Origin of the sequence: Paraglaciecola marina (assembly GCF_004360155.1) — a bacterium.
In the GTDB taxonomy this organism is placed as follows: Bacteria; Pseudomonadota; Gammaproteobacteria; order Enterobacterales; family Alteromonadaceae; genus Paraglaciecola; species Paraglaciecola marina.
In genome coordinates this window covers 83078-109599 of sequence record NZ_SAIS01000001.1, presented here as the reverse complement: position 1 = coordinate 109599, position 26522 = coordinate 83078, and the positions used below count along the sequence as shown (strand labels likewise).

Genomic DNA, 26522 nt, shown 5'->3' with positions numbered 1-26522 from the left:
CACCGGTTATTCTTATGCTTGAATTAAAAACTACAATTACTGCACAAAATACAAACCTCCAAGAACTGCAACAAATTCTGGAAACAGAATTGCATCTTATTAGTAGCAGAGATGCTGAAGCCTTAATATCACTTCTTAATACCAAAGAAACATTACTAGCCACAATCCAAGAGCAAGATCTTGTCATATCAAAGATATACAGCAGAGCTAGTCAAGAATTAAAAGACAACCCAGAAATTACCTCCCTGTTTGATGATGCAAAAGAATTAGTAAGTCAGTGTAAATTTCGCACCCAAATCAACCAAACCGCTGTAGAACAAGGTCAGCTCCGACTTGAGCACCTGCGTAGCCTACTACTTGAATCTAGAGCTAAAGAATCAATGACTTACGACAGGAGTGGCAAAACCCGTGGCGGCTCTACCAGTGGCGGTATCAGCGCTTAATTAATTGAGCAGCTAAGGCTTACTAACCTGTCACAATCAGTAAGCGCAAGTGTTAATTCTATAATTTTGAGCCCTAAAATTACAAACTCGTCGCCCTTTGTTTATACAAGGACTTTATTTTGGCTAAGACTGGGCCTGCTTTACCATCACCGATTTGCCTACCATCTATTTCAGTAACAGGGGTTTGCCCCGCAAATGTCCCGGTAAGAAATGCCTCATCGGCTGAATAGGTTTCATACAAAGAATAATTCTTTAATTTAATAGGGATGCCATGTTCTTCACAGATTTCAATTACCTTTTTACGAGTAATACCATTCATACAATAATCACCAGATGAGGTCCAAAGCTCACCTTTACGCACAATGAAAAAGTTACATGAATTAGAGGTATTCACAAAACCATGAGGGTCAAGCATTAGTGCTTCATTCGCCCCTGCTTTCAAAGCGTGATTAAGGGCTGTTATACAGTTCAACTTGTTATGGCAATTCAATTTAGGGTCTTGAGTAGTGGGCAAACCTCTAACAATAGGCACGGTATGTAAAGTTACGCCATTGTTAGCGGTTTCCAAGTTAATTATACTATGTTCAGCAATTACCACTATAGTTGAGCCAAAAATGCTTAAACGTGGGTCTTGGAAAGGTTTAGTCTTTTTACCCCGGCTCACCATTAAGCGCACATGTACATTATCTGTCATATTGTTAGCATCAAGGGTTTGCTGCAAAATGACTTTCATTTCATCGCGACTGACACCAATGTCTATATCCAGAAAATAAGCCGACTCATATAAACGCTCTAAATGCTCATCAAGAAAAGCTAATTTCCCTTTGTACAAACGTAAACCTTCCCACACCCCATCACCTAATAAAAATCCACTATCGTAGACAGAAACTTTTGCGTCTTCCTTGTCAACTAACTCTCCATTTACATAAATTTTTATATGCTCATTACGAGGATCATTTTCGCTATCATGAGTTGAAGGCACATATGCTACGGTTGTTGGTTTCACGTTTTTTCTCCACACTAAAAGGGTTGCTGTCACTAATACTCGGCAGCATTATTTACTTATTAAATATTGGGTATTTTCAGGCGTAGCTTCAATTATATTGCCGTCCCGCAAAATCAGAGCTTTTTGCTGACACCAATTTTGAATCTCCGCCTCTGAGGCTTTAGGAATAAACCAGCCAGTTAGGCCCCAAAATAAATTGATAAGAAAAGATATCCAGTTACAAAATGCGAAGGGGGCATAGAGCACAGTAGGAATACCTAAGGTGCCAGATACAAACACAGCTCCTGAATTCCATGGAATGAGCGGAGCGCTCATAGTGGCTCCATCTTCTAGTATTCTAGACACATTACAGCTTGAAAACCCCTGTCCTCTGAATGCTGGAGTAAACATTCGCCCTGGTATGGTGTAAGCAATAAAAGCATTGCTGGCAAAGTTAAAACTTACAGTTGCAAACATAGTGGCAAATACCAAACCGATGCGCCCCTTAAGAAATGGCATCACACTAGATAAAATAGCATCAAAACATCCCGTTTTTTGCAGTACCCCACCAAATGCCATTGCTATCATAATAAGAGTGATCACCCATGTCATAGACATGATCCCACCTTTAGATAACAAAGTATCAATGGCAGGGTTACCACTTTCACTGACATAACCACTCATCATCACCTGTAAAATCTCGTTTACCGGCATACCCTGTACAAAAAATGCAACTAAACTCGCCGTAAACACACCTAAAAACATACAAGGCATAGGCTCAACTTTCTTCCATATACATATACCTATCACCAAAGGCGGTAATAATACCCAAAGGTTTAATACAAAAGATTCAGACAGTAATTTGTCTAGGGCTTCTACATTACCCAGTTCAGCTAAGGTACTTGTGTAGGCGCTTCCTAAGTAGGTATAGATAATTAGAGAAATAACTAAAGCTGGAAAAGTAGTAGGCAACATATTGCGCATATGTGTGTAAAGGTTAGTGCCTGTGATGGCCGCTGTAAAGTTGGTGGTATCAGACAAGGGAGACATTTTGTCTCCAAACCAAGCACCAGAGACAACAGCCCCTGCAGTAAAGTAACTGGGTATACCTAAACTCTCGCCTATGCCAAGTAATGCTAAACCAATAGTGCCCACTGTGCCCCAAGAGGTTCCCGTAAAAACCGAGACAATGGCGCAAATAATACAAGTAAGAGGTAAAAAGCCAGTGGGGGTCAAAATTTCCAAGCCTACCTTAGTTAAAAACGGCACTGTACCACTGGCAATCCAAGTACCTATAGTCATACCCACCACCATAAAAATGCCAAGCACAGGTAAAGCTACTGAAACACTTGATAGCATGCCCTGTTGTAAACCTGACCATTTATGGCCGTGTAAAATTCCAAAGATGGCGGTAATACCAATACCTAAAATGAGAGGTATGTGCGGAGCCCCTTTAAACACTAAAATCTGTACCATCAATATAGCTAGAGTGCTCATAATAGGTACTAACGCAACCTGCCAACTTGGCTGTCGAATTTCTTTCATCTTGGTCGTCACCTATCAATACTCAGTGGTAAAAGAATATCAGGATAAAAAACAATTGTCGACATAACTGTACACAATAGCAATTATTGAGGTATAAAGGACACCAAGGTAGGGTTATTTACTAATCAATGAGGCAATCGCAGATGACTCGACTCAAAAACTACAATTCAGGTATGTTTGTTAGTGACTGTGTGGCGGGATTAGTTACAGCAAGTATTGCCCTCCCCCAATCATTAGCTTATGCGCAACTTGCTGGGTTTCCACCTGAATATGGCCTATACGCGGCTATTTTACCCCTGTTGATATATGCCTGTTTAGGAAGTAGTCGTACATTAGTGATTGGCCCAGCTGCACTAATAAGTTTGTTAATAGGTTCATCCATTACCAAACTAGCACCACAAACCACACAAGAATATATAAGCCTAGGGGTTAACCTAACGATTTTAACAGGCATATTTTTATCACTACTTAGCTTATTGCGGTTGGGAAGCTTAACCACCTTTATAAGCAAGCCGGTAATTAGTGGCTTTACTAGCGCATCTGCGATCATCATAGCTAGTAGTCAAATCCCGGTAATTCTAGGTTTACAGCCTAATAGTGGATTATCCTTTAAAGATATTTTAATTTTTACTGCCACTCACTTAAATCAAGTTAACTCGGCAGTAATGACTTTAAGTATTCTAGGAATTATCTTACTTTGGTCTAGTAAATTGCTACTTCCTGCTTTACTAGAAAAACTGCAGCTAACGGGCCCTATCGCATTAGCATTAAGTAAGTCTAGCCCAGTTATATTGGTCATCATTAGCATAATTTTAGTGAGTCAATTCCACATGCAAGACAACTACAATGTAGCGGTTATAGGTCAAATTCCTAACTCATTTCCCACTATTAATCTTGATATTCTGACCTTTGCTCACTGGCCTGAACTAGCCTTTCCAGCGGCATCTATTGCGCTAATTTGTTTTTTAACCAGTATTGCCACTGGGGTAACCCTTGCCAGTAAAAGACGTGAGAAGATTAACTCAAATCAAGAGTTATTAGCTTTAGGAGCGGCCAATATTGGCTCGGCTCTAATAGGATCTTTTGCGTTGGCAGGCAGTGTCAGCCGCTCTATGGTGAACTATGCATCCGGTGCTGTTACCCAAGTAGCAAATCTAGTATCTGCTGTGGTATTAGTCATAAGTTTATTTTTTCTTACGCCATATCTAATTAGCCTACCCAAGGCTATTTTAGGGGTAGTCGTGATCATGTCTGTGTTGCCCATGATAGATTTTAAACATATTCGGCGCTGTTGGGCTTTTAACAAAGCCGATGCCATTAGTTTGCTTTTTACCTTTCTAAGTTCATTATTGTTAGGGGTAGAAATTGGAATTTGGGCGGGTATTGCATGTTCAATGATATTGTTTATGCATCGAACCACCCATCCTCATATCGCAGAAGTTGGAAGGGCACAAGGCGGCTATTTCAGAAACGTGAACCGCCTCAATGTAAAAACACAAAAACACAGTGTGTATTTAAGAATTGACGAAAATTTGTTTTTTGCCAACGTTCAATACATTGAAAACTATATTATGGAGAGGTGTGAACAAAACCAAGAAGTTAAGAATCTTGTATTAATTTTTAGCTCGGTTAGCTCTATTGATGAAAGCGCCCTTGAGACCCTAGAAACCTTAATCTTGAACTTAAGAGAAGCTGGCATAACACTGCACCTGTCAGACGTGAAAGGCATTATTCAAGATAAATTAAAATTGACAGATATTTTGTTAACATTAGCCCCAGGGAAGTTATTTTTTACCGCCGATGAAGCCATGAGCTATCTTGAGAATAATAATGAGCAACTTAAAGGCTAGGTGCTACTGCTTATTAGCCGTAACACCTTTATAATACCGAGAGAATATCTAACACTTGTTAAATCATACTATGCCTAAAAGCCCTGCCCCAAATAGCAAGGTATCTAATGCTGTTACCATTTACGAAACCATTAGAGAAGAAATACTCACCCTAGTATTAGCTCCTAGCAGTACCATAGACGAAAACAGCATGGCCAAGCGTTTTGAGGTCTCCCGCTCTCCAGTAAGAGAGGCATTTATACGTTTGGCCGCTGATGGCCTAATTAAAACTCTGCCGAATAAAAGCTCTCAAGTGTCTCCTCTAACCCTAGAAGACTTTCCTAACTTTATGGACGCACTCGATCTAGTTCAAAGGGCTGTGACCCGCTTAGCAGCTGAGAACCGCACAGAATCAGACTTACAGCTAATAAAAGATAAAAACCAGAAGTTTAAAGAAGCAGTTCGCGCCCATGACGTGGTCGCAATGATTGACTGTAATCACGCATTTCACATAGCAGTAAGTGAAGCCTCACAAAACAGCTACTTTACTTTAATGTACAAACGACTCTTGGATGAAGGAAAAAGGACATTAAGAATTTACTATCGCCTGTTTAACGACAACCCTCCACCTGAGATGGTGGATAACCATGACTTGATCATCGACGCTATTGAAAACCAAGATAGTAACCTTGCAGACCAATTAGCCCAACAACATGCCAATCAATTAAGTGATGGTTTTATCACCTATTTGAGTAAACGGCAATCTCAAAAAATACGACTAGATTAAAGCGAGACAGCAACAGTTAAGCTTAATAATAACGAACATCTTTAATTCGTTTAGGCCTAGCAGTAGATAAATAAATATCATTTACTAATTTAAAATCTAATTCTAATTCTGTCGCATAGGTATCGTTACCAACCGGGTAACTCTTAACCACCCTTGCGCCTCTAATTACTCCTTGAACTGAACTATCTAATTGGGTGTTCTCTAACACCAAACTTTGTAACGACTGATCACCGTCAAGTTTTTGTCCGTAAACTTGTTGAGTTAATTCTCGATAAGCATCCAACTTAGAGGCTTTAAGTGCCATTAGCATTTTCACTGAGTCATTTGCTCCACGCTGAGCAGAAATTGGTGCATAACCAATAGCAGAAATAACCGGGTAAGTGTCAGGCTCTATTGTTTCCCATTCCACGTGTTTACTAAACCAACTAGTACAACCCATTAAAAAAATAGGTAAAATTAAAATCCAGCCCTTTAAGCTCTTTTGGAAATTTAGCAACATTGATTTACCGCCTAAAATTAGTCTCATATCAATTGTAAAGCAATAACCATACCCAAAACCAACCAGCTACAAGGGTGTAAAAACTTGATAGGTACGATTTGTGCTTAATCCCAATTTAAAATTGAAACCTAATATTCTGACAGAATATTGTCTCTGTGGTTTTGCAAATACTTAACGGGTCAAAACATGCCAGCTGTGAAAAACCAAATTCTATTTCTAGTTATATTGGTAACTAGCCTTACCACGCAAGCAACATGGATTGAAGCAAGTGGCCAAGCCGTTATTCATGATGGCCAAAAGCAAGCAGCACGGCAACTCGCCACCCAAGAAGCCATCAAGCAAGCCCTGTTGTTTTCTGGCGCAGCAGTAAAAAATGTGCAAATCATGGCAAATGGTCTATTGAAAGATGACACCCTAGAAATCACCTCAGCCGGCGACGTAAATCATATTGAGCTCATAAATGAAGTTTATCATCAAGACTATGTAACTGTGTCTATTCGTGCCGATATATTCCCAATTGAAACTACCTGTGCCGCTTCAGACTACAAAAAAAGCATAGTCACTACTTGGTACGACTTTCAAAAGCGGCAACAAGCTGCAGCCGGCAACTTATATGATTTTGGAAAAGCCTTTGCCACCCGGCTACAACTTGCGTCTCAAGAAAACACTCAATTTAGCTATATAAAACAAATTGAACCCTATTACTTAAAGTCAGACCCAAGTGAGCAAAAATCCTTTGCCTATGAATTATCTCGAAAAACCAACAGTCAATTTGTTATATTTGGCGAAATCAACGAGTTTTCAATTGAAACAGCGCCCACTCAAAACTGGAACCCGTGGGCAGATGACAAAGTCACTCGTAATCTAGCCGTTACACTTACTATGTATGATGGATATTCTGGAGAAATGATCTATCAAAAGCATAAAACTATGAATGCATTATGGGATTTTGATTTGCATCAAAGTATTGATAGTAATAGCCACAAACTTTGGAACTCAAAATTTGGACTCGCCGCTCAAGAATTACAACAACAAAGCATCCAAGAAATCGAAGAAACCATCAGTTGCCAACCTGCATTTGGGAGAGTGATTAAGACAGGCAATGAAAGTCTTATTATCAATATTGGACTTCAAAACGGTGTTAAAAAAGGTGATAAGCTGACCCTATTCAAAATGAATCAATATCACTCGCCACAAGGTGAGCAAGGTAGACAATTTCACCTTCACCCCGAAAAGGTCACAGTAGTCGAAGTGTTTACAGATACCGCTATAGTAAAATCACCAACAGGGGCACTACTGGTGAATATTCAAGCAAACGATTTTGTAGCAAGACAATAGCAGTTTAAATCCACTCAGGACTAAGACATAATGCATCGCTAACTGCGACGTCCCCGTAGTTTAATGGATAAAACAAGGCCCTCCTAAGGCTTAGATCTAGGTTCGATTCCTGGTGGGGACGCCATACCGCCCACATCTTCATACATCTCAGTTAACTTAAAACCCCATAACTCTTTATAGATACAGATTTTCAGCCAAATCTATATTTTTATTGAAATTACCTATTTATAAATAATCGCGCTTATACAATAATTTCACTCGGTCCTTCTTACTGCTCTTATATAAACTTTATTCAATATCATTAGTCTGACAATACCGGGACTAATAAAAACACTAAGGAAACTAATGACACGCTTTTTTGAGCGAACATGGGCAGCTAAAACCTTAACTACCTTTTTTTTGCTAATCATTTTAGTGATATGTGCGTTCATTTTTAAACGCCCTCTTGCGGTTAAAAGTATCGAATACTTTACCGACAGTCATAATATAACCATTCAGTGCTTAGACTTTTCATTTGCTTTACCTTTTAAACTGAAAGTTCAAGAAGCCTGTGTAAGCTCTCCTATGGGTGAGTTGTCGATAGAAAATATGACTTGGCAACTGTGGACTAATGATTTGGCTATTGAAGAAATACACATAAACCATAGTAACGCCGCAACTTCAGACATCAAGGCATCTTCAGAGCAGAAAGCCGAACGCCTATCGTTGCCTCAATCCTTACCTAGGCTAAATATCACCAGTTTATATATAAACTCTGACGTTTTAGTGCAGCCTATCAAATTAACTGTTAAATCTGTCGCAGAAACAAAAGTTAAGATAACAGGAGATTTAAGCGCGACAATCCAAGTTAACCCAAGCTATCTAACGACCGACATTGAATGGCGTTTATCTGACCTAAAAAAGTTTATTCCCCAGATACAAGAGTGGGCCAGAAGTAAACCCGAGTTATTAAAAAAAGCAGCATTAGATCAAGCTATCATTAGCACTTTGCTAACCTTTGACGGGCAAACATTACACAGCCAAAACGCCCTAAACATATCCAGTAATGTTGCTATTAAAAATTGCCCAATTGATTTCGTACTTGCGGGAACATTAATAACTGACATTAACCTTGTAGACTTTTCATTCGAGATAGATGTTAATCAATTAACAAATCAAGTATCACTTGAAAACTGCTCAATGGTGCATAACTATTTAGCAGATGGTGACAGCCCACAGCTGTCGCTACTCATACCCACCCCATTCACCCTCAGCGGCAACGAAATCAAGATACCTAAATTGAGTATCATAGATTTACAAAGTACAAATGAAGTCGATATTATTCGGTTACTTGAACTCGTTAACTTAAGTTACAAAACAGCAGGTAATCTGGAGGTTGGCTATCAATTTACTCTCAAGCAACCGATTGATATTCAGACCACCAGCATGACAAACCTATCAGCAGAAATGGTAGATTTTCAAGGAGTGGGTAAGCTTAACGTTGATCTATCAAACTTTAAGAACCCAAACGCTGCAAACACAATAAATTTTAATATTACTGATAATAAGCAGCAAATTAGAATTAAAAATTTGCAGTCAAAAGCTTTAGCTTTGGCCGAAGTCACAAGCGGATTTACATTCGACAGTAACGCAGCAAACTCTCTAGAAATGAGCGGAAACATTCATATTTCACAGGCAAAGCTAGACACTATTAATATTGACCAAGCAAGGAGTAATTTTGTTGTTAGTGGCAAACATTACAATGACTTACAGTTAAGCTTAGATAGCCATTTAGTCCAATTACAAGATACAGGTTTCAATCTACAGAACTTCAGTAACCATCTAGATTTAAACATCACTGACCTCGATTCAATGAGTGTGACCGGTCAGTCTAACCTTACAAGTTTAGCGATTCAGAATATCAATTTTCAGCCCATAAACATCACCCATTTGGCACAAGTAAATTTACAAAGTGAAGAGCTCTCTAGCCAGCATTATGTGAACTTAGAGCAAGACTTTGTGCTCGAAGTTACCCAGCAACAAGCAAAGGTAAATATAGGTATACCTGAACAGGCAATATCAAGGTTAAATAATACTCTAGCCCAGATTATACATACACTAGAGATTAACCAAGGTAAGCTTTCAGCCAGTCTTGATATAACCCTACCTCTAGACTCACAAGAGTTGATGGCAAAAGGTCAGGCTAGTATTCAAAACCTATCAGTCAAGTATCAAGACTACCTTGTAAATAATATTAATTACCTTACGCCTGTAACATACAATTCAGCGGGGCTTCAGTTATCAAACGCTAATCTATACATAGACTCAATTGATGTGGGCCTTACCATCAGTGACATTACAGCCAGTGTTAGTTCAAAAAATACTGTATTGGGGCTACAAAAAGTTAAAGGTAATATATTCGAGGGTGAGTTTTTAATACCAAATTTATGGTTAGATGGCCGAGAACAACAGTTTAATGTCAATCTAAGCAATATAGAATTAGCGGAGGTAGTGGCCTTGCAGCAACAACCCGGTATAAAGATTACAGGCAAGGTGAGTGGTAATTTACCTATGTACATCAATCAACAAGGGCTCATGGTTGACAATGGTTGGTTGTCGAGTCTAACAGGAGGTAAATTAACCATTAACAATAACCCTTCATTTGATTCTATTAAAATGCAACAGCCTGAATTAGCGCTTTTAGAAAACCTAGACTTTACACAACTCGAGAGCAAGGTTAAGTTCAATCCAGATGGGTGGGTGTTTTTTGATATTGCTTTAAAAGGTAATAATCCAGATAAAAACCAAAGTGTTAACTTTAACTATAGCCACGAAGAAAACTTATATTCATTGCTAGAGTCAGTAAGACTGGTAAATGCAGTTGGCGATACAATTGAGCAAAAAATCAATCAAGGTGATAAAAAGTGAAAAAAACAGTTTTAGTGCTTACGGCAACAGGGTTTATAGGTGCTTGTACTCATACCGTACAAGTTGAAACCAAAGAGCCCATTACCATTAATATTAACGTTAAAATTGATCATGAAATACGCGTCAAAGTAGATAAAGAGCTTGATGACGTATTCAGTGATGACAGCAGCTTGTTTTAGGCAACTTAGGAATAATTTTATGAAAACCAAAGTATTTTTTAAATCTCTGATAATTATCAGCTTGCTATTTAGTAGCATCGCTTTTGCACTCAACCTAGATCAAGCGAAACAACAAGGTCTTGTGGGCGAAAAAGACAATGGTTATTTAGGCGTAGTGGTAGCATCAGATGATGTACAGAGCCTAGTAAATGACATTAATGCAAAACGTAAAACTGTGTATGCCAAATTAGCTCAGAAAAATGGAATAACAGTTCAACAAGTAGAAAAACTTGCCGCTCAAAAAGCCTATAACAAAACCAGCTCGGGTCATTACCTGTGGACCAATGGTAAATGGGTCAAAAAGTAATAGGTATACTTAGTAGCACCTAGATTACATGACATAAAAGTATGTAATCTAGTAGGCTTATTTGAATTTGAACCTTTGACCTATGCCATTATTATTACAGCTATGTATAATCTATAATTAACCACTCAAAAGAATAATAAAACCTAAGATGACCAACGAGACTAGAGGGGACTTCCCCAACATTACCTTAGACAAAGATGACCTAGATAGTTTTCATCGCACGCGCTCTCAGGCTAATAACAAAAACAAAAAAAGCCCCACCCCAGATAAAACACCTAATGCACAGACAAACTCACCTTCGTGGTTGAGCTTTTTATTTTTAATTTTGTTACTAGGAGCTGGGTTTGGATATTGGTCGTTTTTGCAATATGAAGTGTTACAACAAGCACAAACCCGTATCACTGAGCTAGAAAACCGCCTTTCTGCTACGGGTGAAGATATGGATCAATCCGCAGCCGCTCTACAGGTGAAGGTAGTTGAGCTTACAGCTAAAACCAATGAACTGTGGGAGCAAATGGATAAACTTTGGGCTTCTGCATGGCGTAAAAATCAAGCAGAAATAGGCACGCTAAATAAATCAGTTGCTAGCTTACAAGCCTCCTCTCAAAAGCTAGATAAGCAACTTAAAAGCGATGCTGCCGACAATCAAACTACACTGGGGTTACTACAAGAGCAATTAGAAAACCAAGCTAGTTTAGTAAAACAGTTAAACATTGAACTCGATGATGTGAACTTATCTGCCGTATCTACTGAGCAAGAGTTCGCAAGTTTAAAAGAAAAGATGATTTCTACTGCGCTTGCCAATAATAACTTAACTAATCGTATTAATGATTTAAGCAATGAAATTGATATTCTAAACACAAGAGTACTGGCGGCTGAAAAGGCTAACCCTAACATTGGCAATATCGGAACACCTAAATCTTAAAATCTAAATTTAAGACAAAAAAATAGAGCTATAAAGGCTCTATTTTTTGTCTTTAAAACCTTAAACAAAACTTATTCAGCTGGTTTCTCAGCATCACGTTTTGCTACAGACTCTTTAACCACTTGCTGTAATTCACCTTGTTGAGTCATTTCCATAATTATGTCACACCCGCCTACTAGCTCACCATCTACCCATAGCTGCGGAAATGTCGGCCAATCTGCATATTTAGGCAGCTCAGCACGGATATCAGGGTTTTGCAAAATATCTACATAAGCAAACTGTTCACCACAACTCATAAGCGCTTGGGAGGCTTGGGCTGAAAAACCACAGTTTGGCAATTTAGGCGAGCCCTTCATGTATAACAAAATAGGGTTTTCTTCAATTTGTTGCTTAATTTTATCAATAGTTTCCATAGGAACTCTCGTCTGAATATTTAATGGCTGATATGGCCCTAAGTTTACAGTTTTCAAGGATTGATTAATAGCATTCTACTAAGCTATTGAAACATTCGTTAAAGTTTACATAATTAATGACTTGAATTACCAAGATAAAACGCAATATTCATTATAAGAGATAAATAGTTTTAACAAATAACAAAGCAGTGCTTTTACATTAGCTAATAAAGTAATAGCATTTACATATTCTAATTTTAGAAAACACCCATCACACATTTATGGAGAATTTAACATGGCTTTTGAATTACCCGCTCTTCCTTACGAAAAGAACGCCCTAGAACCACATATCTCTGCTGAAACGTTGGAATACCATTATGGTAAGCACCATGCAACTTATGTAACTAAGTTAAACGGCTTAGTAGAAGGTACTGATTTAGCAAGTAAAAGCCTTGAAGAAATAGTGAAAGATTCTGAGGGTGGTGTATTCAATAACGCTGCTCAGATATGGAACCATACTTTTTACTGGAATAGCCTAAGCCCAAATGGCGGCGGTGAACCAACTGGCGCACTTGCTGACGCAATCAATGCTAAATGGGGTTCTTTTGCAGACTTCCAAGCGGCACTTAATGACAAAGCAGTAAACAACTTTGGTTCAAGCTGGACTTGGTTAGTTAAAACAGCAGACGGTAGCCTAGATATTGTTAACACTAGCAATGCAGCTACTCCTCTGACTGATAGCAGCCTTACTCCTCTACTTACAGTAGATTTGTGGGAACACGCATACTACATCGATTACCGTAACGTTCGTCCTAAGTACCTTGAAGGTTTTTGGGCTCTAGCTAACTGGGATTTTGCTGCGGCAAACTTTGCTTAATAGCTAATCATCAAAATAGTAAATGGAAGCCCTGTTAAACAGGGCTTTTTTTTTTGGTATTTTTCAGCAGACAATATCCTCAATCAATTAAGGCGTGTACCGTAAACAAGGCATGATCCATAAACATGGCAGAACAACAAAAAAATAACCCTTTGCATGGCTTGACCTTGCAAACTATTCTCGAAACCCTTGAGAACCAGTTAGGTTTTGAAAAAATGGGGCAAGAAGTAAAAATCAATTGTTTTACCTCTGACCCGTCTATTAAATCTAGTTTAAAGTTTTTACGAAAAACCCCTTGGGCCAGAGAAAAGGTAGAACAACTCTACTTGTCTACCGTAAACAAACAACAGCCCACCCAAGAAGACCCTAACGACTTTGTGTGGCCAGATATCACCAATAAGCCTGAGTAACTTCAGCGCTCTCCCCTTTCAATCACCAAACAATAGGAATTTTTATGAGTAAGTCCTTAGACGCACTTTTTTCTACTTTCAATATGAAAGGTTTATCTCTGGAAAACAGAATAGCCATGGCACCTATGACCCGCAGCTTTTCTCCAGATGGCATTCCCACCAAAGAAGTAGCGGGTTATTACCGTCGCCGCGCAGAAGGCGGAACCGGTTTGCTAATAACCGAAGGCACTACCATTAACGATCCTGTAGCGACTATGGATGGCAATGTTCCTAAATTTCATGGGGTAGACTCTTTAGCTGGTTGGAAATATGTAGTGGATGAGGTTCACGCAGCGGGCGGTAAAATCATGCCGCAACTTTGGCATGTGGGTATGGCTCGTAATCCTGAAAAAGCGCCTTTCCCGGAATTACCAAGCGCTGGGCCATCAGGGCTATTATCGCCAGGCAAAAAAGTGGCTGAACCTATGACAGTTGAGCACATTAAAAGCGTGATAGCTGGGTTTGCTCAAGCCGCCTTAGACGCTAAAGAATTAGGGTTCGATGGTATTGAAATTCATGGCGCACACGGTTATCTAGTGGACCAATTCTTTTGGGAAGGGACCAATCAGCGCACCGATGAATGGGGCGGCAACATGAAAAACCGTAGCCGTTTTGCCATTGAAATTATTAAAGCAATTAGAGCTGCTGTGGGTGAAGATTACCCAATTATGTTGCGTTACTCACAATGGAAACAACAAGATTACACTGCCCGATTAGTAGAGACACCTGAACAGCTTAAAGAATTCTTGCTTCCCTTAAGTGAAGCCGGCGTCGATATATTCCATTGCTCTACCAGACGTTACTGGGAGCCAGAGTTTGAAGGCTCTGACTTAAACCTAGCTGGCTGGACTAAAAAAATCACTGGCAAGCCAACTATGACGGTAGGCTCAGTGGGCTTAAATGATGATTTCTTTGGCGCATTTGCTGGTAAAGATTCAAGCACTCGCTCAATCGACGATTTAATTGAAAGACTAGATAAAGGTGAGTTTGATTTAGTGGCAGTAGGCCGCGCATTATTACAAGATCCAGAATGGTCTAATAAAATTCGCAAAAATGAATTGGATAAACTAGAACAGTATTCAGGTGAAGCGTTAAAAACCTTGTCTTAGGTTTGCTTTGCACCCTCACATTAACGATAAGGCTAAGCAGTTAACTGCTTAGCCTTTTTATTAATACTTATAACTCTGCAGCTAACCTTGTACCTTGGTTAATAGCGCGCTTTGCATCAAGCTCTGAAGCTAAATCAGCGCCGCCAACTAAGTGATAAGGTAAAGTTAAACCTTCAACCAACTCAACCAGTGACTCTTGTCCAGCACAGATAATGACATTATCTACTTCCAAAACTTGTATTTGGTCGTTTACTTTAATATGCAAGCCTTCGTCATCAACTTTTAGATACTCAACCCCAGCTAACATGCTAACGCCTTTACTGAGTAGGCCTGCTCTGTGTGCCCAACCAGTGGTTTTGCCAAGGCCAGCGCCGACTTTCGTCTCTTTACGTTGCAGTAAGTAGATTTCACGGGGTGATGGAGTAGGTGCAGCTTTAATTCCTTCAATACCACCACGAGAGCCAAAGGTCATATCTATGCCCCATTCTTTCATGAAGGCAGGAATATTCAGACTAGTGGACTCACCTGCATGAGATAGGTATTCAGATACATCAAAACCAATACCACCAGCCCCTATTATGGCCACCTTATTACCTACAGGCTTTTTGTTGGCGATAACATCTATGTAACCCAATACTTTACTGTGCTCGATACCGTCAATAGGCGGTGTTCTTGGCTTGATACCCGTCGCTAAAATAACATCATCAAAACCGGCATTATTGAGCTCACTAGCATCGACCCGAGTATTCAGATTAACAGTAACATTGTGTAACTCTAACTGGCGCGAGAAGTAACGAATGGTTTCGTAAAACTCTTCTTTACCAGGAATTTGTTTCGCAATATTGAATTGCCCACCCACTTCTGAAGACGCATCGAATAAAGTGACTTTATGACCACGCTGTGCTGCCGTTGTCGCAGCAGCCAAACCTGCTGGGCCAGCTCCAACAACGGCAATATTTTTAATAGTTGTGGCTGGATCGATAATAAGCTCAGTCTCATGACATGCTCTTGGGTTGACTAAACAACTTGTCATTTTTCCAACAAACACATGATCTAAACAGGCTTGGTTACAGCCAATACAGGTGTTGATTTCGTCTGCTCTGTCTTCTGCTGCTTTAATCACAAAGTCAGGATCAGCCAAAAATGGCCTTGCCATGGAAACCATATCGGCATCACCTCGAGCTAACACTTGCTCCGCCACATCTGGTGTGTTGATGCGGTTTGAGGTAATAACGGGTATAGACAAAGCTTCTTTAAACTTGGCCGTTACCCAAGTAAAAGCAGCTCTAGGAACTTTGGTAGCAATAGTAGGAATGCGGGCCTCATGCCAACCAATTCCGGTATTGATAATAGTTGCCCCCACTTTCTCTATGGCTTGCCCCAACTCTACTACTTCTTCGTAGCTCGATCCGCCTTCTACTAAGTCGAGCATCGAAAGGCGATAAATAATAATAAATTGCTCACCAACAGCCTCACGTACTCGACGCACCACCTCTAAAGGTAAACGAATACGATTTTCGTAACTGCCACCCCATTCATCGTCTCTGTGGTTAGTGCGAGCAGCGATAAATTGATTTAAAAAATATCCTTCAGAGCCCATTATTTCTACACCATCGTAGCCGGCTTTTTGAGCTTGTAAGGCGGTATTTATAAAGTCTTCAATTTGTTTTTCAATACCATCGCTATCCAGAGCCTTAGGTTTGAAAGGGTTGATAGGTGCTTGTACTGCTGATGGCGCCACTAAAGCTGGGTTATATGCGTAGCGCCCTGTATGCAAAATTTGCATACAGATTTTGCCACCATGCTCGTGTACAGCATCGGTGATCATTTTATGTTGCGCGATAGCCTCATCAGAATCTAATCTGTGGGTATCTTTATGGGTGGCACCTTCGTCATTGGGGCCAATACCACCGGTCACGATCAGGCCGACCCCACCTTTTGCACGCTCTGCAAAATACGCCGCCATACGAATGTGGCCATTGGGTGCTTCTTCAAGGCCAGTATGCATTGAGCCCATCAATACGCGGTTTTTTAATTGGGTGAAGCCTAAATCCAAAGGTTTCAACAAATTTGGATATTTAGCTAACCCTTTACTAGTACTTTGCTCTGAATAAGTAGTAGTCATGAGTATTATACTCCTATAAAAATTTGGGTAAATAAATCAGGCTTGCAAGCCTGATGATTTTTTGTGAAGTTCTGCATATACAGGAAGACGCTTTTCTTGGCTGGCGGCCATGGCTTCTTGTACATCTGGCATTTGAAACATGCCACTTTGCCAGGTAGCCATATAAGTTAAGCTGTCTGTGACATCATGGTCACGGGTGTAATTGATCATCTCTTTACACCCAGCCACTGCCATAGGTGAGTGACTTGCTATTTTTACGGCAATTTCCATCACGGCTTCAAGCATGCTTGCCTGATCTGCAAAAACTTGATTTACAAATCCACACTCTTTGGCTTCGTTACTCAGCATATTGCGGCCCGTATACGCCAATTCACGAATTAAACCTTGAGGCATTAAGTGTGGTAAGCGCTGCAATGTCCCCACGTCTGCAGTCATACCTAATTCGGTTTCTTTAATTGTAAAGAAGGCGTCTTGAGTACAATAACGACTATCGGCAGCACAAATCATATCTACCGCACCACCAATAACACCACCTTGTACCGCGGCTAAAACTGGAATACGTACTTCTTCCATGGCATTAAAGCTATCTTGTAATGTTAAAACCAAACGGCGAGTTCTTTCTGCTCGGCGAGCTGGTTCACCTTTAAAGTCTTTAGCCATGTTTGTAAAAACAGATAAATCCATACCTGCACTAAAGTGTTTACCCTGTGACGAAATAACAATCACTCTGGCTAAGGAGTCAGCATCTATTTTACGAACCACTAAAGGTAGCTCTATCCAAAAGGCTGGCACCATACTATTTAACGCCTCTGGACGACTCAATTGTATATGAGCGATGTGATTTTCAATGCTTACAGACAGTGTTTCTAATGTTGAAAAGTCAATTTCTGACACAGGTATTCTCCTTATATTAGCTAAAAGTAGCTAACAAAAACTCTAACTAGACTGCGTCAAGATAATAGCTTATATTGACACTGTCAAGATAACTCACATCACATTTATTAATAGACGTATATGAATCAGAAAACATCAAAAAAGACGAGCTCAAATAAGTCCAACTATCATCACGGAGACTTACGAAGCGCGCTGATTAATGAAGCCACTCAAATACTCAAAGAAAGTGGTGTTGAAGGTTTATCGTTACGAAAACTAGCCGACAGAGCAGGTGTATCACGAACAGCTCCCTACCATCATTTTAAAGATAAAAACCAGTTATTATGTACCATTGCCGAGCAAGGTTTTGAACGTTGGCAAAGTGATGCCGAGTTAATATTTAATCGTGATGACATAAGTGCACAACAGAAGTATCGAGTATTTTTTCATGGTTATATCCAATATGCTGCAGACAACCCAGAGCTATACGATTTAATGTTTGGCCGAACTATATGGAAGCAAAACAGTGCAACACAAGCACTCAAAGACGTGGCTTTTCCAAGTTTTCAGCATCAAGTAGACATGACTAAAAGTTGGCAGAAACAAGGGATTATGCCTAGCAATGAAAATACGTTACGATTGTCCCAAGTAACATGGGGCACGATGCATGGTATTGCACGTTTGTTGATTGATGGTATTTACGCAGATCGTACCCATATAGATGAAATGTGTGACTGTGCGGTGAACTTATTTACTAGACAGTTAAGTATCTCCGATGAGGTAGACTGAATATGAGTCAAAGTATCCATTCCATTACTTTGCAGACTAAATCAGGCGACAACCTACAAGCATATTGGTTCACGCCCCAAGATCACGTACTCGATGCCGTTAAAGGCAGGATAGTCATTGCTTCTGCAATGGGTGTAGAACAGGTTTACTACCGCCCTATTGCCACTTGGTTAGCAGAACAAGGTTATGCGGTATTGACCTTTGATTGCAGAGGGATAGGTGAAAGTAAAACACAACACTTAAAGTACTATGATTGCGACATTATTGATTGGGCACAGCAAGACTATTCTGCAGCATTAAACTTTGCCCTTAAACAGCCAATAGACTCCACTGAAATCAAGCCTCCAGTATTCTGGATAGGCCATAGTTTAGGAGGCCAAGTATTTCCATTAGTTGAAAATATTGAACTTGTTAGCAAGGTGATCACTATTTCTTCTGGAACAGGTTATTGGAAACATAACGCTGCTAGTTTAAGGAAAAAAGCACCGTTATTTTGGTATTTTATTGCCCCCATTAGTACAGCTTTATGTGGTTACTTTCCAGGCAAGAAATTAGGAATTATTGGCAACTTGCCTAAAAAAGTGATGTTTCAGTGGCGTAAATGGTGCTTGCACCCAGAATATTGCGTAGGGGTTGAAACAGATAAACTAAGGCTGATTTTTAAACAAACCAACACTCCTTTACATTCCATATGCTTTACCGACGATGAAATGTTGTCTGTTACCAATATGCGAGATTTGCATGCTTTGTTCACTCATAAAAATAAGCAATTAAGTGAACTAACACCAACTGATATGGGGGTTGAGCGAGTAGGCCATTTAGGCTTTTTTAAGGCCCAATTTGAAGATAGTTTATGGCCAGATTTATTATTACCGGAACTTATCTAAGATAGTTGAGTTTTTAAAACGAACCTCTAATGGTTTTCAATCACTTCCCATAGGGTCTATCTTGGTTAAATTAATTAAGATGCCACAACTAATTAGCTGCTCCTAATATCTGCAACTTGGCCGAGTATAGTTTTTCTTCTTTTGGAGTGTAGGCCAGTTGTACAGCCTTTTTCATTGCAAGTTTGGCTTTTTGGATATTGCCTAATTGAAAATACGCTTTGGCTTGACCGTAAAAACTTTCATGTAAGTAAGGCGCCATTTTTGACGACTTTTTATATAATTCTAAAGCACCTTGATAATTTTTAAGCCCATAGGCCTGATTGGCTAAATCGTACCAACGATAAGGGTTATCATCTTCAATATCTCGATAGCGACTTGTATATAAAACAGCATCATCATTTCGCTCATATTGTTTTAATAAGATTACATAATTACTTAAAGCACTCACCGAGCCTTGCGTATGATTTAACACATACTGATAAATCGATTCTGCTTTAGTTGTATTACCTGATAGTTTGTATAAAACGGCCAATGTATTTAATGTTTCAACATTGCCAGGTGATATATCTATTGCAGCTGCCAATAGTGAGTAAGCTTTATCATAATCTTTATTGGCTAATTCAATCGCAGCTAAATTTTGGTAATACATAGAAACGAAATCTGCAAAATTAACTGCATCGCCTACCATCCCCCTAGCAGATGGAAAATAATCGATAATAGTTTTTGCAAAATAAAAGCTGCCCTTCTTGACGTCACTATTTCTAGGAGCATGTACATGAGTTTGGACATGAGAAGAAATGGTTATCAGCCCCCCCTCCCGAGCATAAATAGGGGCAGAATTAACACGACGGTATTCAATTTTAAGACCAACCAATGACGCATATGCCTTAGTTAAAATAGCCAGAGACAAACAATTACCAGCATGTTTAGTTGATGCTAAGTCCGCATTATAGGTATCCCCCTTATAGGAAAACCCACTAATAAACTCACTTAAATAATTGCTAAGACGTATATGGCCTTCTACATCTTGATTTTCAGGGGCATAGTAATAAGACAAGAACTGCTGTTTCTTGTCATCTTTTAGGAAGAAAATTTCATCCTTCAAAGGAACATTAACTAACTTAAAATCGTCACTTTTCCAATCTAAAGCAGGGGTTATATTGTTACTAGAAAAATCGGGTTGTGCTGCACAGCTTGCTAGAATCAAAATTAAAAAAGCTAACCTAAAATCTAGCATTTGAAATGCCTCTCTTAAAAATACGAATAATGATACTAAGGTAAAACATACAGTTTTCAGAATTAGTTATCCATCCTAAAATTGTGTTTGCGGGTATACCTACACTCTTCTTGTAAAAAGGGCTAGTAAATTACTGAGCAAACCAAAGATTTAATTTTTGTTAACATGAATTACTAAGTGTAAAAGAGCAATAGACTAAGCGATCCTGCTGTGAATTAAAAACCAAAGCCCAAGCAAGCGAGTTAAGTAATTTTTTAATCACTTTACAAAAAGATTAATCTACTAGACCTTTGGGCATGTCTGCCCTCATAGCTCCCCAAAGTTTGCCACTTTCAATACCATAATTACGGACCACTAATTGTACCTTTTCGTAGTCCCTAGCTTCAGCCAACTCTAATAACTGCTGATAATAGTCTCTGGTTAAATCTCTAGACTTCTGGTTAGAGAAATAATAACTACCAATTCTGGCGTATAGCCCTTTAAAACCGTTCATCATTAATACATAAACGGGATTTCCTGAAGCAAAAGCCAAATCATGATTAATTTGATAATCTTTTATTGCGAAGGTCTGGCTATCGTCATTGATTTCAAGGCCTTTTTTAACAATTTCAATAGATTTTTCTTGATTATGGCGAATTGCTCCACGTATAAACACAGCACTTAAGTTGGTTCTTGCGGCGAGTAAATGATCAACCAACTCAGATATTCCATCTTCATCTAATCGAGCTAAAGTTTCTAAAATATTTAGCCCAGAGGTCTCCCAAAAATTATTTACTTTAGTTGGTTTACCATGTTGTATGGTTAACCAACCGTCACGAGCTAAACGCTGCAAGACTTCACGTAACGTTGTTCTGGTAACACCGATTAATTCAGACAACTCCCGTTCAGCAGGAAGAATAGTACCGGGGGGAAAGCGTCCACTCCAAATAGATTCCACAATATATTCTTCTGCGAAACCTGCAGGGCTTTGTGCTTTATAGATCATCAATAACTCACTTATTCATTATTGTTTTTGTAATTTTCCAAGACTGATTGTACCAGATCATAATTGTTGGTAACAATGAATCTTTAATATGTTAAGTCTCAATTGTTAAAAAGCAGTTAAAATTAACCTATTTACATATCAAGTATAGGATTTTGTCAGTTTTTTTGGTTACACTCTGACTCTGGTTGATTCGAAAACTATAATATTCAGCAAGGAATTTTTGCTTATGCAAATGTCAATATCTAAAGCAGTAGCCGCCAATTTTTTGGGGAAAGCCCCAAATTGGTACAAACAAGCAATTGTGGCCTTTCTCGTTATTAATCCCATTTTGTTTATCATAAATCCTTATGTGGCAGGTTGGGCCTTAGTACTGGAGTTTATTTTTACTTTAGCCATGGCGCTAAAATGTTATCCATTACAACCGGGCGGACTCTTACTGATTGAAGCCCTGTTTATTGGTATGACAACCCCTGAACATATGAAACACGAAATAGTCGTCAACATTGAGGTGGTACTATTATTAGTGTTTATGGTTGCAGGCATTTACTTTATGAAGGGCCTGTTACTACTATTATTCACGAAATTACTACTCAAACTTGAGAATAAAATAGCGTTGTCTATCGCTTTTGCGGCATCTTCAGCTCTACTTTCAGCATTTTTAGATGCGTTAACCGTGGTTGCTGTAATCATTACTGTTGGCTTGGGATTTTATTCTATTTATCATAAAGTCGCCTCAGGTAAAGATTTTCACTCAGACCACGACCACTCTCATGATGATGGCGTGCCTCACCCCAATCGCAATGATTTAGAGGATTTTAGAGCGTTTTTACGTAACTTAATGATGCATGCTGGTATAGGTACCGCATTAGGTGGTGTAATGACTATGGTAGGTGAGCCCCAAAACCTAATCATTGCTGAAAAAGCAGGGTGGGACTTTGTTGAGTTTTTCATTCGCATGTCTCCAATTACCATCCCTGTATTTTTTGCAGGTCTAGCCACTACTTTTGTTGTAGAAAAATTTAAACTATTCAGCTACGGGGCTCAATTACCACCTGTAGTTAGAACCATATTAACTGACTACGATAAGCACACTCAAGAGCACTTAACTACCCAAGACAAAGCAAGATTAGCCGTTCAAGGATTAATTATAATTTGGTTAGTTATTGGCCTAGCAGGTCACTTAGCGGCTGTGGGCCTGATTGGACTATCAATTATCGTTTTAGCTACATCAATGAGCGGTATAATAGATGAACACTCGATTGGTGAGGCCTTTGAAGAAGCATTGCCTTTTACCGCCCTACTCTGTGTATTTTTTGGTGTGGTAGCAGTTATCATTGATCAAGGCCTATTTAGCCCAGTAATCAATTGGGTACTTACCTTTGAAGGTAAAACACAGCTGGTTATGTTTTATTTAGCCAACGGTCTGTTATCTATGGTAAGTGACAATGTTTTTGTAGGTTCTGTGTATATAACTGAAGTAACAGCAGCGCTAAACAATGGCACTATTACTAGAGACCAGTTTGATATGTTAGCAGTTGCCATTAACACTGGTACTAATTTACCAAGTGTTGCTACGCCTAATGGCCAAGCTGCATTCTTGTTCTTGTTGACGTCGGCCATTGCTCCTCTTCTTAGGTTGTCTTATGGCACTATGGTTTATATGGCATTGCCTTATACAGTAGTATTAACCTTAGCAGGTCTTGCAGCTACTTATTTTGGACTTTATGACCTTACGAGTTGGTTGTACGACATGAATTTGATTGAGCACCATAGCGGCGCAATATCTGAAGTAGCTCCGGCGACTCATTAAGGTATGGCGAAATTGTCAAAAAAGTACTACAGATGTTTTTAGCACTTTCAACTTTTACAGCCTCCAGATTGTCTTGGGGGCTATTGTTTCTGACAGCTCTAGGTTTAGAGGTTGTAGCCTTGTATTTTCAACATCGTATGGACTTACAACCCTGCATCATGTGTATTTACCAACGCACAGCAGTGTTTGGTGTGCTTTTTTCTGCACTGCCTGCAACGATATTGAATAATGTCATAACGAGAGCAATCGGCTTTGTTGGTTGGGGAGTAGCCGCTATTTGGGGACTACGGCTAGCCATGGAACATGTTGATATTCAAACTGCTACCAACCCATTTTTTGCAACCTGTGAAATTGTGCCTAACTTTCCAACCTGGGCACCACTTCATCAATGGTTACCTAATATCTTTGGGGCAACTGGAGACTGTGGTGATATTGATTGGGCGTTATTTGATATGAGCATGCCCCAGTGGATGATAGTGATCTTTACTATATATACTGTGATATGGGCAATCATGTTATTCAATCGATTATTTGTCAGTAGAAGCTTCTAAAACTAGTCTAATAGCGGTTTATATAACTTTAGATAAGCCGCTATTACCAATTTCCAAATTGAACTGATGTGTTAATCAAGATCCTCCAACGGCCACATGGCAATATAATCTTCAAACTTTTCTAAATCTACATCATGGTCGGCAATGGTTTTACCTCTTACGGACATACCAGCCTTGTGCATAGCTGACTTTTTACCTTTATGTAGTAAAGGATGCCAACTTGGTAAACCTCGGCCCTCATGTAATCTTCTATAACTGCAGCTTGGAGGCATAAAAAAGATATCTTGAAGGTTGTCTTTAGTGAGCTTTACACACTCTGGCACCAACTTAGTTCGCTCCGAATACTTAGTACAGGCGCAACTTTTTGTATTTAATAAACCACAGGCAATATTGGTATAATGAATTTCTTCATTAGGGTTTATATGATCAGTTGTAGCTACCTCTTTTGCTTCTTCATCGTCAATAAACTTATGTAAGCAACACTTAGCGCAACCATCACAGATCCCCTCCCACTCACTCGTTGTCATATCTGTTAGGAGTTTCTCTTCCCAATATTTATTCATAGTAAATTTTAAAATATTCCAAATGTTAATTTAAATGTTGTTTATTAAAGAGTAACCACAACATAGCTTCACTTCGGGAAGTAAAGTTTTTAATTGGTAAATCGAATCTATTAGCCAATCTATGAAGCATGCTATGACGACCTTGATTCACCTCTACAATTTGCGCAATCTTCAAATCTGCGATCCAACCCTGCTCTTTTACTTCCATGACAAACTTCCCCATTTCAAGATTAGAGCATTGAATAATAGACTCTGTTACGTCATGTACAACATTCTTAATTTGGTGTTTACCAGCCATTTTAACGGTAGTTTTGAATATCTGTACCAAACTACAAGGAGTGGTAACTTGCCCCTGTACTTCACATATTAAAATTCTATTAGCTGCATCTAAGGTATAATTGAGAGTAAATGACATCTTTAAACAACGAAAGTCCTTACAGCAAAGTGGTTATCTAAGGTTACTTCTATGTGGTCTTCAACAAACAAAGGACCAACACCTTCAGGGGTGCCTGTCATCACAATATCCCCTGCGACTAAAGTAAAATGGTTGGATATTTCTACTATTAGCTCAAGTATTGAGTACATCATGTGTTGAGTATTTCCTTGCTGCCTGATATCTCCATCTACCATTAAACTAAAACTTAAATTGGTATAATCAAGTACATGTTGCTTTTCGATGAACTGAGATACTGGGCAGCTATGATCAAATGCCTTAGCTCGCTCCCAAGGCTGACCTTTGGCTTTTAATTTACTTTGCACATCTCTTAATGTTAAATCTAACCCTAAGCCTAGGCCCCAGATTGCTTCCTTTGCATCTTTAATTGAGGCTTGGGTAAGAGTCTCTTTTATCAGCACAGCCACTTCTAGTTCATTATGACAAGGGCCTTTATCTTTGGGGATGACGATAGGTTGATGCAGCGGACACAATGCAGTTGCAGGTTTCATGAATAATAAAGGCTCACTTGGTACTTCATTATTCAATTCTTGTATGTGCTTCAGGTAATTTCTCCCCACACACACCACTTTACCAACCGGTAAAGGTATAACTTTGCCGTCGTTACCAATGTGTTTATAGTGATTCATGAACCTAAAAACCTTTTTTTATTCTTTCTGAAAGGTAACTCACCGACACACCAAAATAACTAGAACGGTTCCATTTCATTAAGGTGTGAAAATTTTCATATACTAAATATACCCTACCCTGAATGCCATCAGGAGCGATTAAAGAAGCCTTAATAGCAGCATTTGGAAGTACCTTGCCATTATGTCGAGTCACCCCTAATGCGGCCCATTGTTCTAAAGTTTGCATTTTTTGGCGTGATAGGCCAATAGTATCACCATCAATGTTTGTGGGTAATTTAACCTGTCGCCCCCAAGTTAACTGCTGGCTCCAGCCTTCTGATTTTAAGTAATTGGCGATTGAAGCAAATACATCTGCTTTATTAGACCAAATATCTTTTTTACCATCACCGTCAAAATCAACGGCATAGTTTAAAAAAGAACTTGGCATAAACTGTGTCTGTCCCATCGCTCCAGCCCACGACCCCACAAACTCTTCTAACTTAATATGTCCTTGCTCGGCTATGATTAACGCTGCAAATATTTGCTTTTTAAAAAAGTCTTCTCTTCGACCATCGTATGCCAAAGTTGTCAATGAATTCAGTACTGGGTGCTCCCCCATATACTTTCCAAAGTTACTTTCATTTCCCCAAAGGGCAACAATGAAACGTTTCTGTACACCATATCGCTGCTCAATAATATCTAGCACCTGCTCATTTTCAGCCAACAGTTGCACTGCTTGTTTAACTTTCCAATCGGGCACTCTGGTTGCAAGATAGGTATCTAAGGTAATCTTCGTCTCAGGTTGGTTTTTATCAGCCTTAACTGCCGATTTTCTATAGCTAACTGCTGAAAATGCAGTATCAACGAAAACAGGATCATGACCTTTTAATACCGCTTCTTGCTTCAATTCTTGGACGTATAATTCAAAACTTTTCTTTGCGTAACTATTACCACTAAACATTACTAGCAACAAACTAAGTAATACAGTGGCATGTTTGTATATAACTCTATTCGTTAACATATAGCCCTT

The 26522-nt window shown here is 39.2% G+C and carries 27 protein-coding genes and 1 tRNA gene; 16 read left to right on the top strand and 12 right to left on the bottom strand.

Annotation, left to right across the window (positions count from 1 at the left end; all coding sequences use genetic code 11):
* Positions 1–14 precede the first annotated feature (14 nt).
* A complete protein-coding gene (locus tag EOK74_RS06525; protein WP_133469189.1) occupies positions 15–443 on the top strand; it encodes a flagella synthesis protein FlgN in 429 nt (142 codons plus the stop codon).
* 79 nt (positions 444–522) lie between these two features.
* Here the strand turns inward: EOK74_RS06525 and EOK74_RS06520 are convergent, their stop codons facing one another.
* Positions 523–1449 (bottom strand): aminotransferase class IV, encoded by a 927-nt coding sequence (locus tag EOK74_RS06520; RefSeq protein ID WP_239024037.1) that lies wholly within the window; start codon positions 1447–1449, stop codon positions 523–525.
* Positions 1450–1497: 48 nt separating this feature from the next.
* Positions 1498–2973, bottom strand: coding sequence for a Na+/H+ antiporter NhaC (gene nhaC / locus EOK74_RS06515; RefSeq protein WP_133469188.1), 1476 nt, complete (start codon positions 2971–2973; stop codon positions 1498–1500).
* Between the two features lie 143 nt (positions 2974–3116).
* Here nhaC and EOK74_RS06510 point away from each other — a divergent pair, with 143 nt between their 5' ends.
* Positions 3117–4823, top strand: a complete 1707-nt coding sequence (locus EOK74_RS06510; protein WP_166638726.1) for a SulP family inorganic anion transporter — start codon at positions 3117–3119, stop codon at positions 4821–4823.
* 55 nt (positions 4824–4878) lie between these two features.
* Positions 4879–5589: a GntR family transcriptional regulator gene (locus EOK74_RS06505; protein WP_205964538.1), complete on the top strand. Its 711-nt coding sequence runs from the start codon at positions 4879–4881 to the stop codon at positions 5587–5589.
* A gap of 22 nt (positions 5590–5611) precedes the next feature.
* Here EOK74_RS06505 and EOK74_RS06500 read toward each other — a convergent pair whose 3' ends face one another.
* Positions 5612–6088 (bottom strand): LPP20 family lipoprotein, encoded by a 477-nt coding sequence (locus tag EOK74_RS06500; RefSeq protein ID WP_133469186.1) that lies wholly within the window; start codon positions 6086–6088, stop codon positions 5612–5614.
* 186 nt (positions 6089–6274) lie between these two features.
* Between EOK74_RS06500 and EOK74_RS06495 the strand changes: the two genes are divergently transcribed.
* The 6 genes from EOK74_RS06495 (at position 6275) to EOK74_RS06470 (ending at position 11783) form a co-directional block, all read left to right on the top strand.
* Positions 6275–7426, top strand: a complete 1152-nt coding sequence (locus tag EOK74_RS06495) for a flagella assembly protein FlgT (RefSeq protein ID WP_133469185.1) — start codon at positions 6275–6277, stop codon at positions 7424–7426.
* A gap of 49 nt (positions 7427–7475) precedes the next feature.
* A tRNA-Arg gene (locus EOK74_RS06490) sits at positions 7476–7550 on the top strand.
* A gap of 221 nt (positions 7551–7771) precedes the next feature.
* Entirely contained in the window at positions 7772–10333 is a 2562-nt protein-coding gene (locus tag EOK74_RS06485) for an intermembrane phospholipid transport YdbH family protein (protein WP_133469184.1), read from the top strand.
* Entirely contained in the window at positions 10330–10512 is a 183-nt protein-coding gene (locus EOK74_RS06480) for a YnbE family lipoprotein (RefSeq protein ID WP_133469183.1), read from the top strand. The genes EOK74_RS06485 and EOK74_RS06480 overlap by 4 nt, the downstream gene beginning before the upstream one ends.
* A gap of 19 nt (positions 10513–10531) precedes the next feature.
* Entirely contained in the window at positions 10532–10858 is a 327-nt protein-coding gene (locus tag EOK74_RS06475) for a YdbL family probable chaperone protein (protein WP_133469181.1), read from the top strand.
* A 148-nt stretch (positions 10859–11006) separates the two neighbouring features.
* A complete protein-coding gene (locus tag EOK74_RS06470; RefSeq protein ID WP_133469180.1) occupies positions 11007–11783 on the top strand; it encodes a hypothetical protein in 777 nt (258 codons plus the stop codon).
* 71 nt (positions 11784–11854) lie between these two features.
* Here the strand turns inward: EOK74_RS06470 and EOK74_RS06465 are convergent, their stop codons facing one another.
* The gene (locus tag EOK74_RS06465; RefSeq protein ID WP_133469179.1) at positions 11855–12196 is read right to left on the bottom strand and encodes a Grx4 family monothiol glutaredoxin; all 342 of its coding nucleotides are present in this window, start codon (positions 12194–12196) and stop codon (positions 11855–11857) included.
* A gap of 274 nt (positions 12197–12470) precedes the next feature.
* Here EOK74_RS06465 and EOK74_RS06460 point away from each other — a divergent pair, with 274 nt between their 5' ends.
* The 3 genes from EOK74_RS06460 (at position 12471) to EOK74_RS06450 (ending at position 14610) form a co-directional block, all read left to right on the top strand.
* On the top strand, positions 12471–13052 hold the full coding sequence (locus tag EOK74_RS06460) for a Fe-Mn family superoxide dismutase (RefSeq protein WP_133469178.1): 582 nt from the start codon (positions 12471–12473) through the stop codon (positions 13050–13052).
* A 125-nt stretch (positions 13053–13177) separates the two neighbouring features.
* Positions 13178–13462 (top strand): VF530 family protein, encoded by a 285-nt coding sequence (locus tag EOK74_RS06455; protein WP_133469177.1) that lies wholly within the window; start codon positions 13178–13180, stop codon positions 13460–13462.
* Positions 13463–13506: 44 nt separating this feature from the next.
* Entirely contained in the window at positions 13507–14610 is a 1104-nt protein-coding gene (locus EOK74_RS06450) for an NADH:flavin oxidoreductase (protein ID WP_133469176.1), read from the top strand.
* A 67-nt stretch (positions 14611–14677) separates the two neighbouring features.
* Here the strand turns inward: EOK74_RS06450 and EOK74_RS06445 are convergent, their stop codons facing one another.
* Together EOK74_RS06445 and EOK74_RS06440 are read right to left on the bottom strand one after the other, a co-directional pair.
* Entirely contained in the window at positions 14678–16735 is a 2058-nt protein-coding gene (locus EOK74_RS06445; protein WP_133469175.1) for an NADPH-dependent 2,4-dienoyl-CoA reductase, read from the bottom strand.
* Positions 16736–16771: 36 nt separating this feature from the next.
* Positions 16772–17629, bottom strand: a complete 858-nt coding sequence (locus tag EOK74_RS06440) for a crotonase/enoyl-CoA hydratase family protein (protein WP_133469174.1) — start codon at positions 17627–17629, stop codon at positions 16772–16774.
* Between the two features lie 120 nt (positions 17630–17749).
* Between EOK74_RS06440 and EOK74_RS06435 the strand changes: the two genes are divergently transcribed.
* Entirely contained in the window at positions 17750–18397 is a 648-nt protein-coding gene (locus EOK74_RS06435) for a TetR/AcrR family transcriptional regulator (protein WP_133469173.1), read from the top strand.
* Positions 18398–18399: 2 nt separating this feature from the next.
* Entirely contained in the window at positions 18400–19284 is an 885-nt protein-coding gene (locus tag EOK74_RS06430) for an alpha/beta hydrolase family protein (RefSeq protein ID WP_239024036.1), read from the top strand.
* An 88-nt stretch (positions 19285–19372) separates the two neighbouring features.
* Here EOK74_RS06430 and EOK74_RS06425 read toward each other — a convergent pair whose 3' ends face one another.
* Together EOK74_RS06425 and fadR are read right to left on the bottom strand one after the other, a co-directional pair.
* Positions 19373–20521, bottom strand: coding sequence for a tetratricopeptide repeat protein (locus EOK74_RS06425; protein ID WP_133469172.1), 1149 nt, complete (start codon positions 20519–20521; stop codon positions 19373–19375).
* A 274-nt stretch (positions 20522–20795) separates the two neighbouring features.
* Positions 20796–21506 (bottom strand): fatty acid metabolism transcriptional regulator FadR, encoded by a 711-nt coding sequence (gene fadR / locus EOK74_RS06420; RefSeq protein ID WP_133469171.1) that lies wholly within the window; start codon positions 21504–21506, stop codon positions 20796–20798.
* Positions 21507–21732: 226 nt separating this feature from the next.
* On the opposite strand from fadR, the gene nhaB reads away from it, so the two are divergent.
* Together nhaB and dsbB are read left to right on the top strand one after the other, a co-directional pair.
* Entirely contained in the window at positions 21733–23316 is a 1584-nt protein-coding gene (nhaB, locus tag EOK74_RS06415) for a sodium/proton antiporter NhaB (protein WP_133469170.1), read from the top strand.
* Positions 23317–23348: 32 nt separating this feature from the next.
* Positions 23349–23867: a disulfide bond formation protein DsbB gene (gene dsbB, locus EOK74_RS06410; RefSeq protein ID WP_133469169.1), complete on the top strand. Its 519-nt coding sequence runs from the start codon at positions 23349–23351 to the stop codon at positions 23865–23867.
* A gap of 71 nt (positions 23868–23938) precedes the next feature.
* On the opposite strand, the gene EOK74_RS06405 is transcribed toward dsbB, so the two are convergent.
* Genes EOK74_RS06405 through EOK74_RS06390 form a run of 4 tightly spaced genes read right to left on the bottom strand, consistent with a single transcriptional unit; the run spans position 23939 to position 26513 of the window.
* Positions 23939–24430, bottom strand: coding sequence for a YcgN family cysteine cluster protein (locus EOK74_RS06405; protein ID WP_133469168.1), 492 nt, complete (start codon positions 24428–24430; stop codon positions 23939–23941).
* A 25-nt stretch (positions 24431–24455) separates the two neighbouring features.
* Entirely contained in the window at positions 24456–24845 is a 390-nt protein-coding gene (locus tag EOK74_RS06400) for a hypothetical protein (protein ID WP_133469167.1), read from the bottom strand.
* A gap of 2 nt (positions 24846–24847) precedes the next feature.
* Positions 24848–25513, bottom strand: coding sequence for a fumarylacetoacetate hydrolase family protein (locus EOK74_RS06395; protein ID WP_133469166.1), 666 nt, complete (start codon positions 25511–25513; stop codon positions 24848–24850).
* 4 nt (positions 25514–25517) lie between these two features.
* The gene (locus tag EOK74_RS06390; RefSeq protein ID WP_133469165.1) at positions 25518–26513 is read right to left on the bottom strand and encodes a lytic murein transglycosylase; all 996 of its coding nucleotides are present in this window, start codon (positions 26511–26513) and stop codon (positions 25518–25520) included.
* Between the last annotated feature and the right edge of the window lie 9 nt (positions 26514–26522).

Excerpts from the sequence above, each read along its gene's own strand:
- EOK74_RS06430 (WP_239024036.1), top strand. The coding sequence starts at position 18,400 with ATGAGTCAAAGTATCCATTCCATTACTTTGCAGACTAAATCAGGCGAC.
- EOK74_RS06510 (WP_166638726.1), top strand. The coding sequence starts at position 3,117 with ATGACTCGACTCAAAAACTACAATTCAGGTATGTTTGTTAGTGACTGT.
- EOK74_RS06525 (WP_133469189.1), top strand. The coding sequence starts at position 15 with ATGCTTGAATTAAAAACTACAATTACTGCACAAAATACAAACCTCCAA.
- EOK74_RS06455 (WP_133469177.1), top strand. The coding sequence starts at position 13,178 with ATGGCAGAACAACAAAAAAATAACCCTTTGCATGGCTTGACCTTGCAA.
- nhaB (WP_133469170.1), top strand. The coding sequence starts at position 21,733 with ATGCAAATGTCAATATCTAAAGCAGTAGCCGCCAATTTTTTGGGGAAA.
- fadR (WP_133469171.1), bottom strand. The coding sequence starts at position 21,506 with ATGATCTATAAAGCACAAAGCCCTGCAGGTTTCGCAGAAGAATATATT.
- EOK74_RS06450 (WP_133469176.1), top strand. The coding sequence starts at position 13,507 with ATGAGTAAGTCCTTAGACGCACTTTTTTCTACTTTCAATATGAAAGGT.
- EOK74_RS06435 (WP_133469173.1), top strand. The coding sequence starts at position 17,750 with ATGAATCAGAAAACATCAAAAAAGACGAGCTCAAATAAGTCCAACTAT.
- EOK74_RS06400 (WP_133469167.1), bottom strand. The coding sequence starts at position 24,845 with ATGTCATTTACTCTCAATTATACCTTAGATGCAGCTAATAGAATTTTA.
- EOK74_RS06500 (WP_133469186.1), bottom strand. The coding sequence starts at position 6,088 with ATGTTGCTAAATTTCCAAAAGAGCTTAAAGGGCTGGATTTTAATTTTA.
- EOK74_RS06405 (WP_133469168.1), bottom strand. The coding sequence starts at position 24,430 with ATGAATAAATATTGGGAAGAGAAACTCCTAACAGATATGACAACGAGT.
- EOK74_RS06465 (WP_133469179.1), bottom strand. The coding sequence starts at position 12,196 with ATGGAAACTATTGATAAAATTAAGCAACAAATTGAAGAAAACCCTATT.
- EOK74_RS06390 (WP_133469165.1), bottom strand. The coding sequence starts at position 26,513 with ATGTTAACGAATAGAGTTATATACAAACATGCCACTGTATTACTTAGT.
- EOK74_RS06395 (WP_133469166.1), bottom strand. The coding sequence starts at position 25,513 with ATGAATCACTATAAACACATTGGTAACGACGGCAAAGTTATACCTTTA.
- EOK74_RS06445 (WP_133469175.1), bottom strand. The coding sequence starts at position 16,735 with ATGACTACTACTTATTCAGAGCAAAGTACTAGTAAAGGGTTAGCTAAA.
- EOK74_RS06460 (WP_133469178.1), top strand. The coding sequence starts at position 12,471 with ATGGCTTTTGAATTACCCGCTCTTCCTTACGAAAAGAACGCCCTAGAA.
- EOK74_RS06470 (WP_133469180.1), top strand. The coding sequence starts at position 11,007 with ATGACCAACGAGACTAGAGGGGACTTCCCCAACATTACCTTAGACAAA.
- EOK74_RS06485 (WP_133469184.1), top strand. The coding sequence starts at position 7,772 with ATGACACGCTTTTTTGAGCGAACATGGGCAGCTAAAACCTTAACTACC.
- dsbB (WP_133469169.1), top strand. The coding sequence starts at position 23,349 with ATGTTTTTAGCACTTTCAACTTTTACAGCCTCCAGATTGTCTTGGGGG.
- EOK74_RS06475 (WP_133469181.1), top strand. The coding sequence starts at position 10,532 with ATGAAAACCAAAGTATTTTTTAAATCTCTGATAATTATCAGCTTGCTA.
- EOK74_RS06495 (WP_133469185.1), top strand. The coding sequence starts at position 6,275 with ATGCCAGCTGTGAAAAACCAAATTCTATTTCTAGTTATATTGGTAACT.
- nhaC (WP_133469188.1), bottom strand. The coding sequence starts at position 2,973 with ATGAAAGAAATTCGACAGCCAAGTTGGCAGGTTGCGTTAGTACCTATT.
- EOK74_RS06425 (WP_133469172.1), bottom strand. The coding sequence starts at position 20,521 with ATGCTAGATTTTAGGTTAGCTTTTTTAATTTTGATTCTAGCAAGCTGT.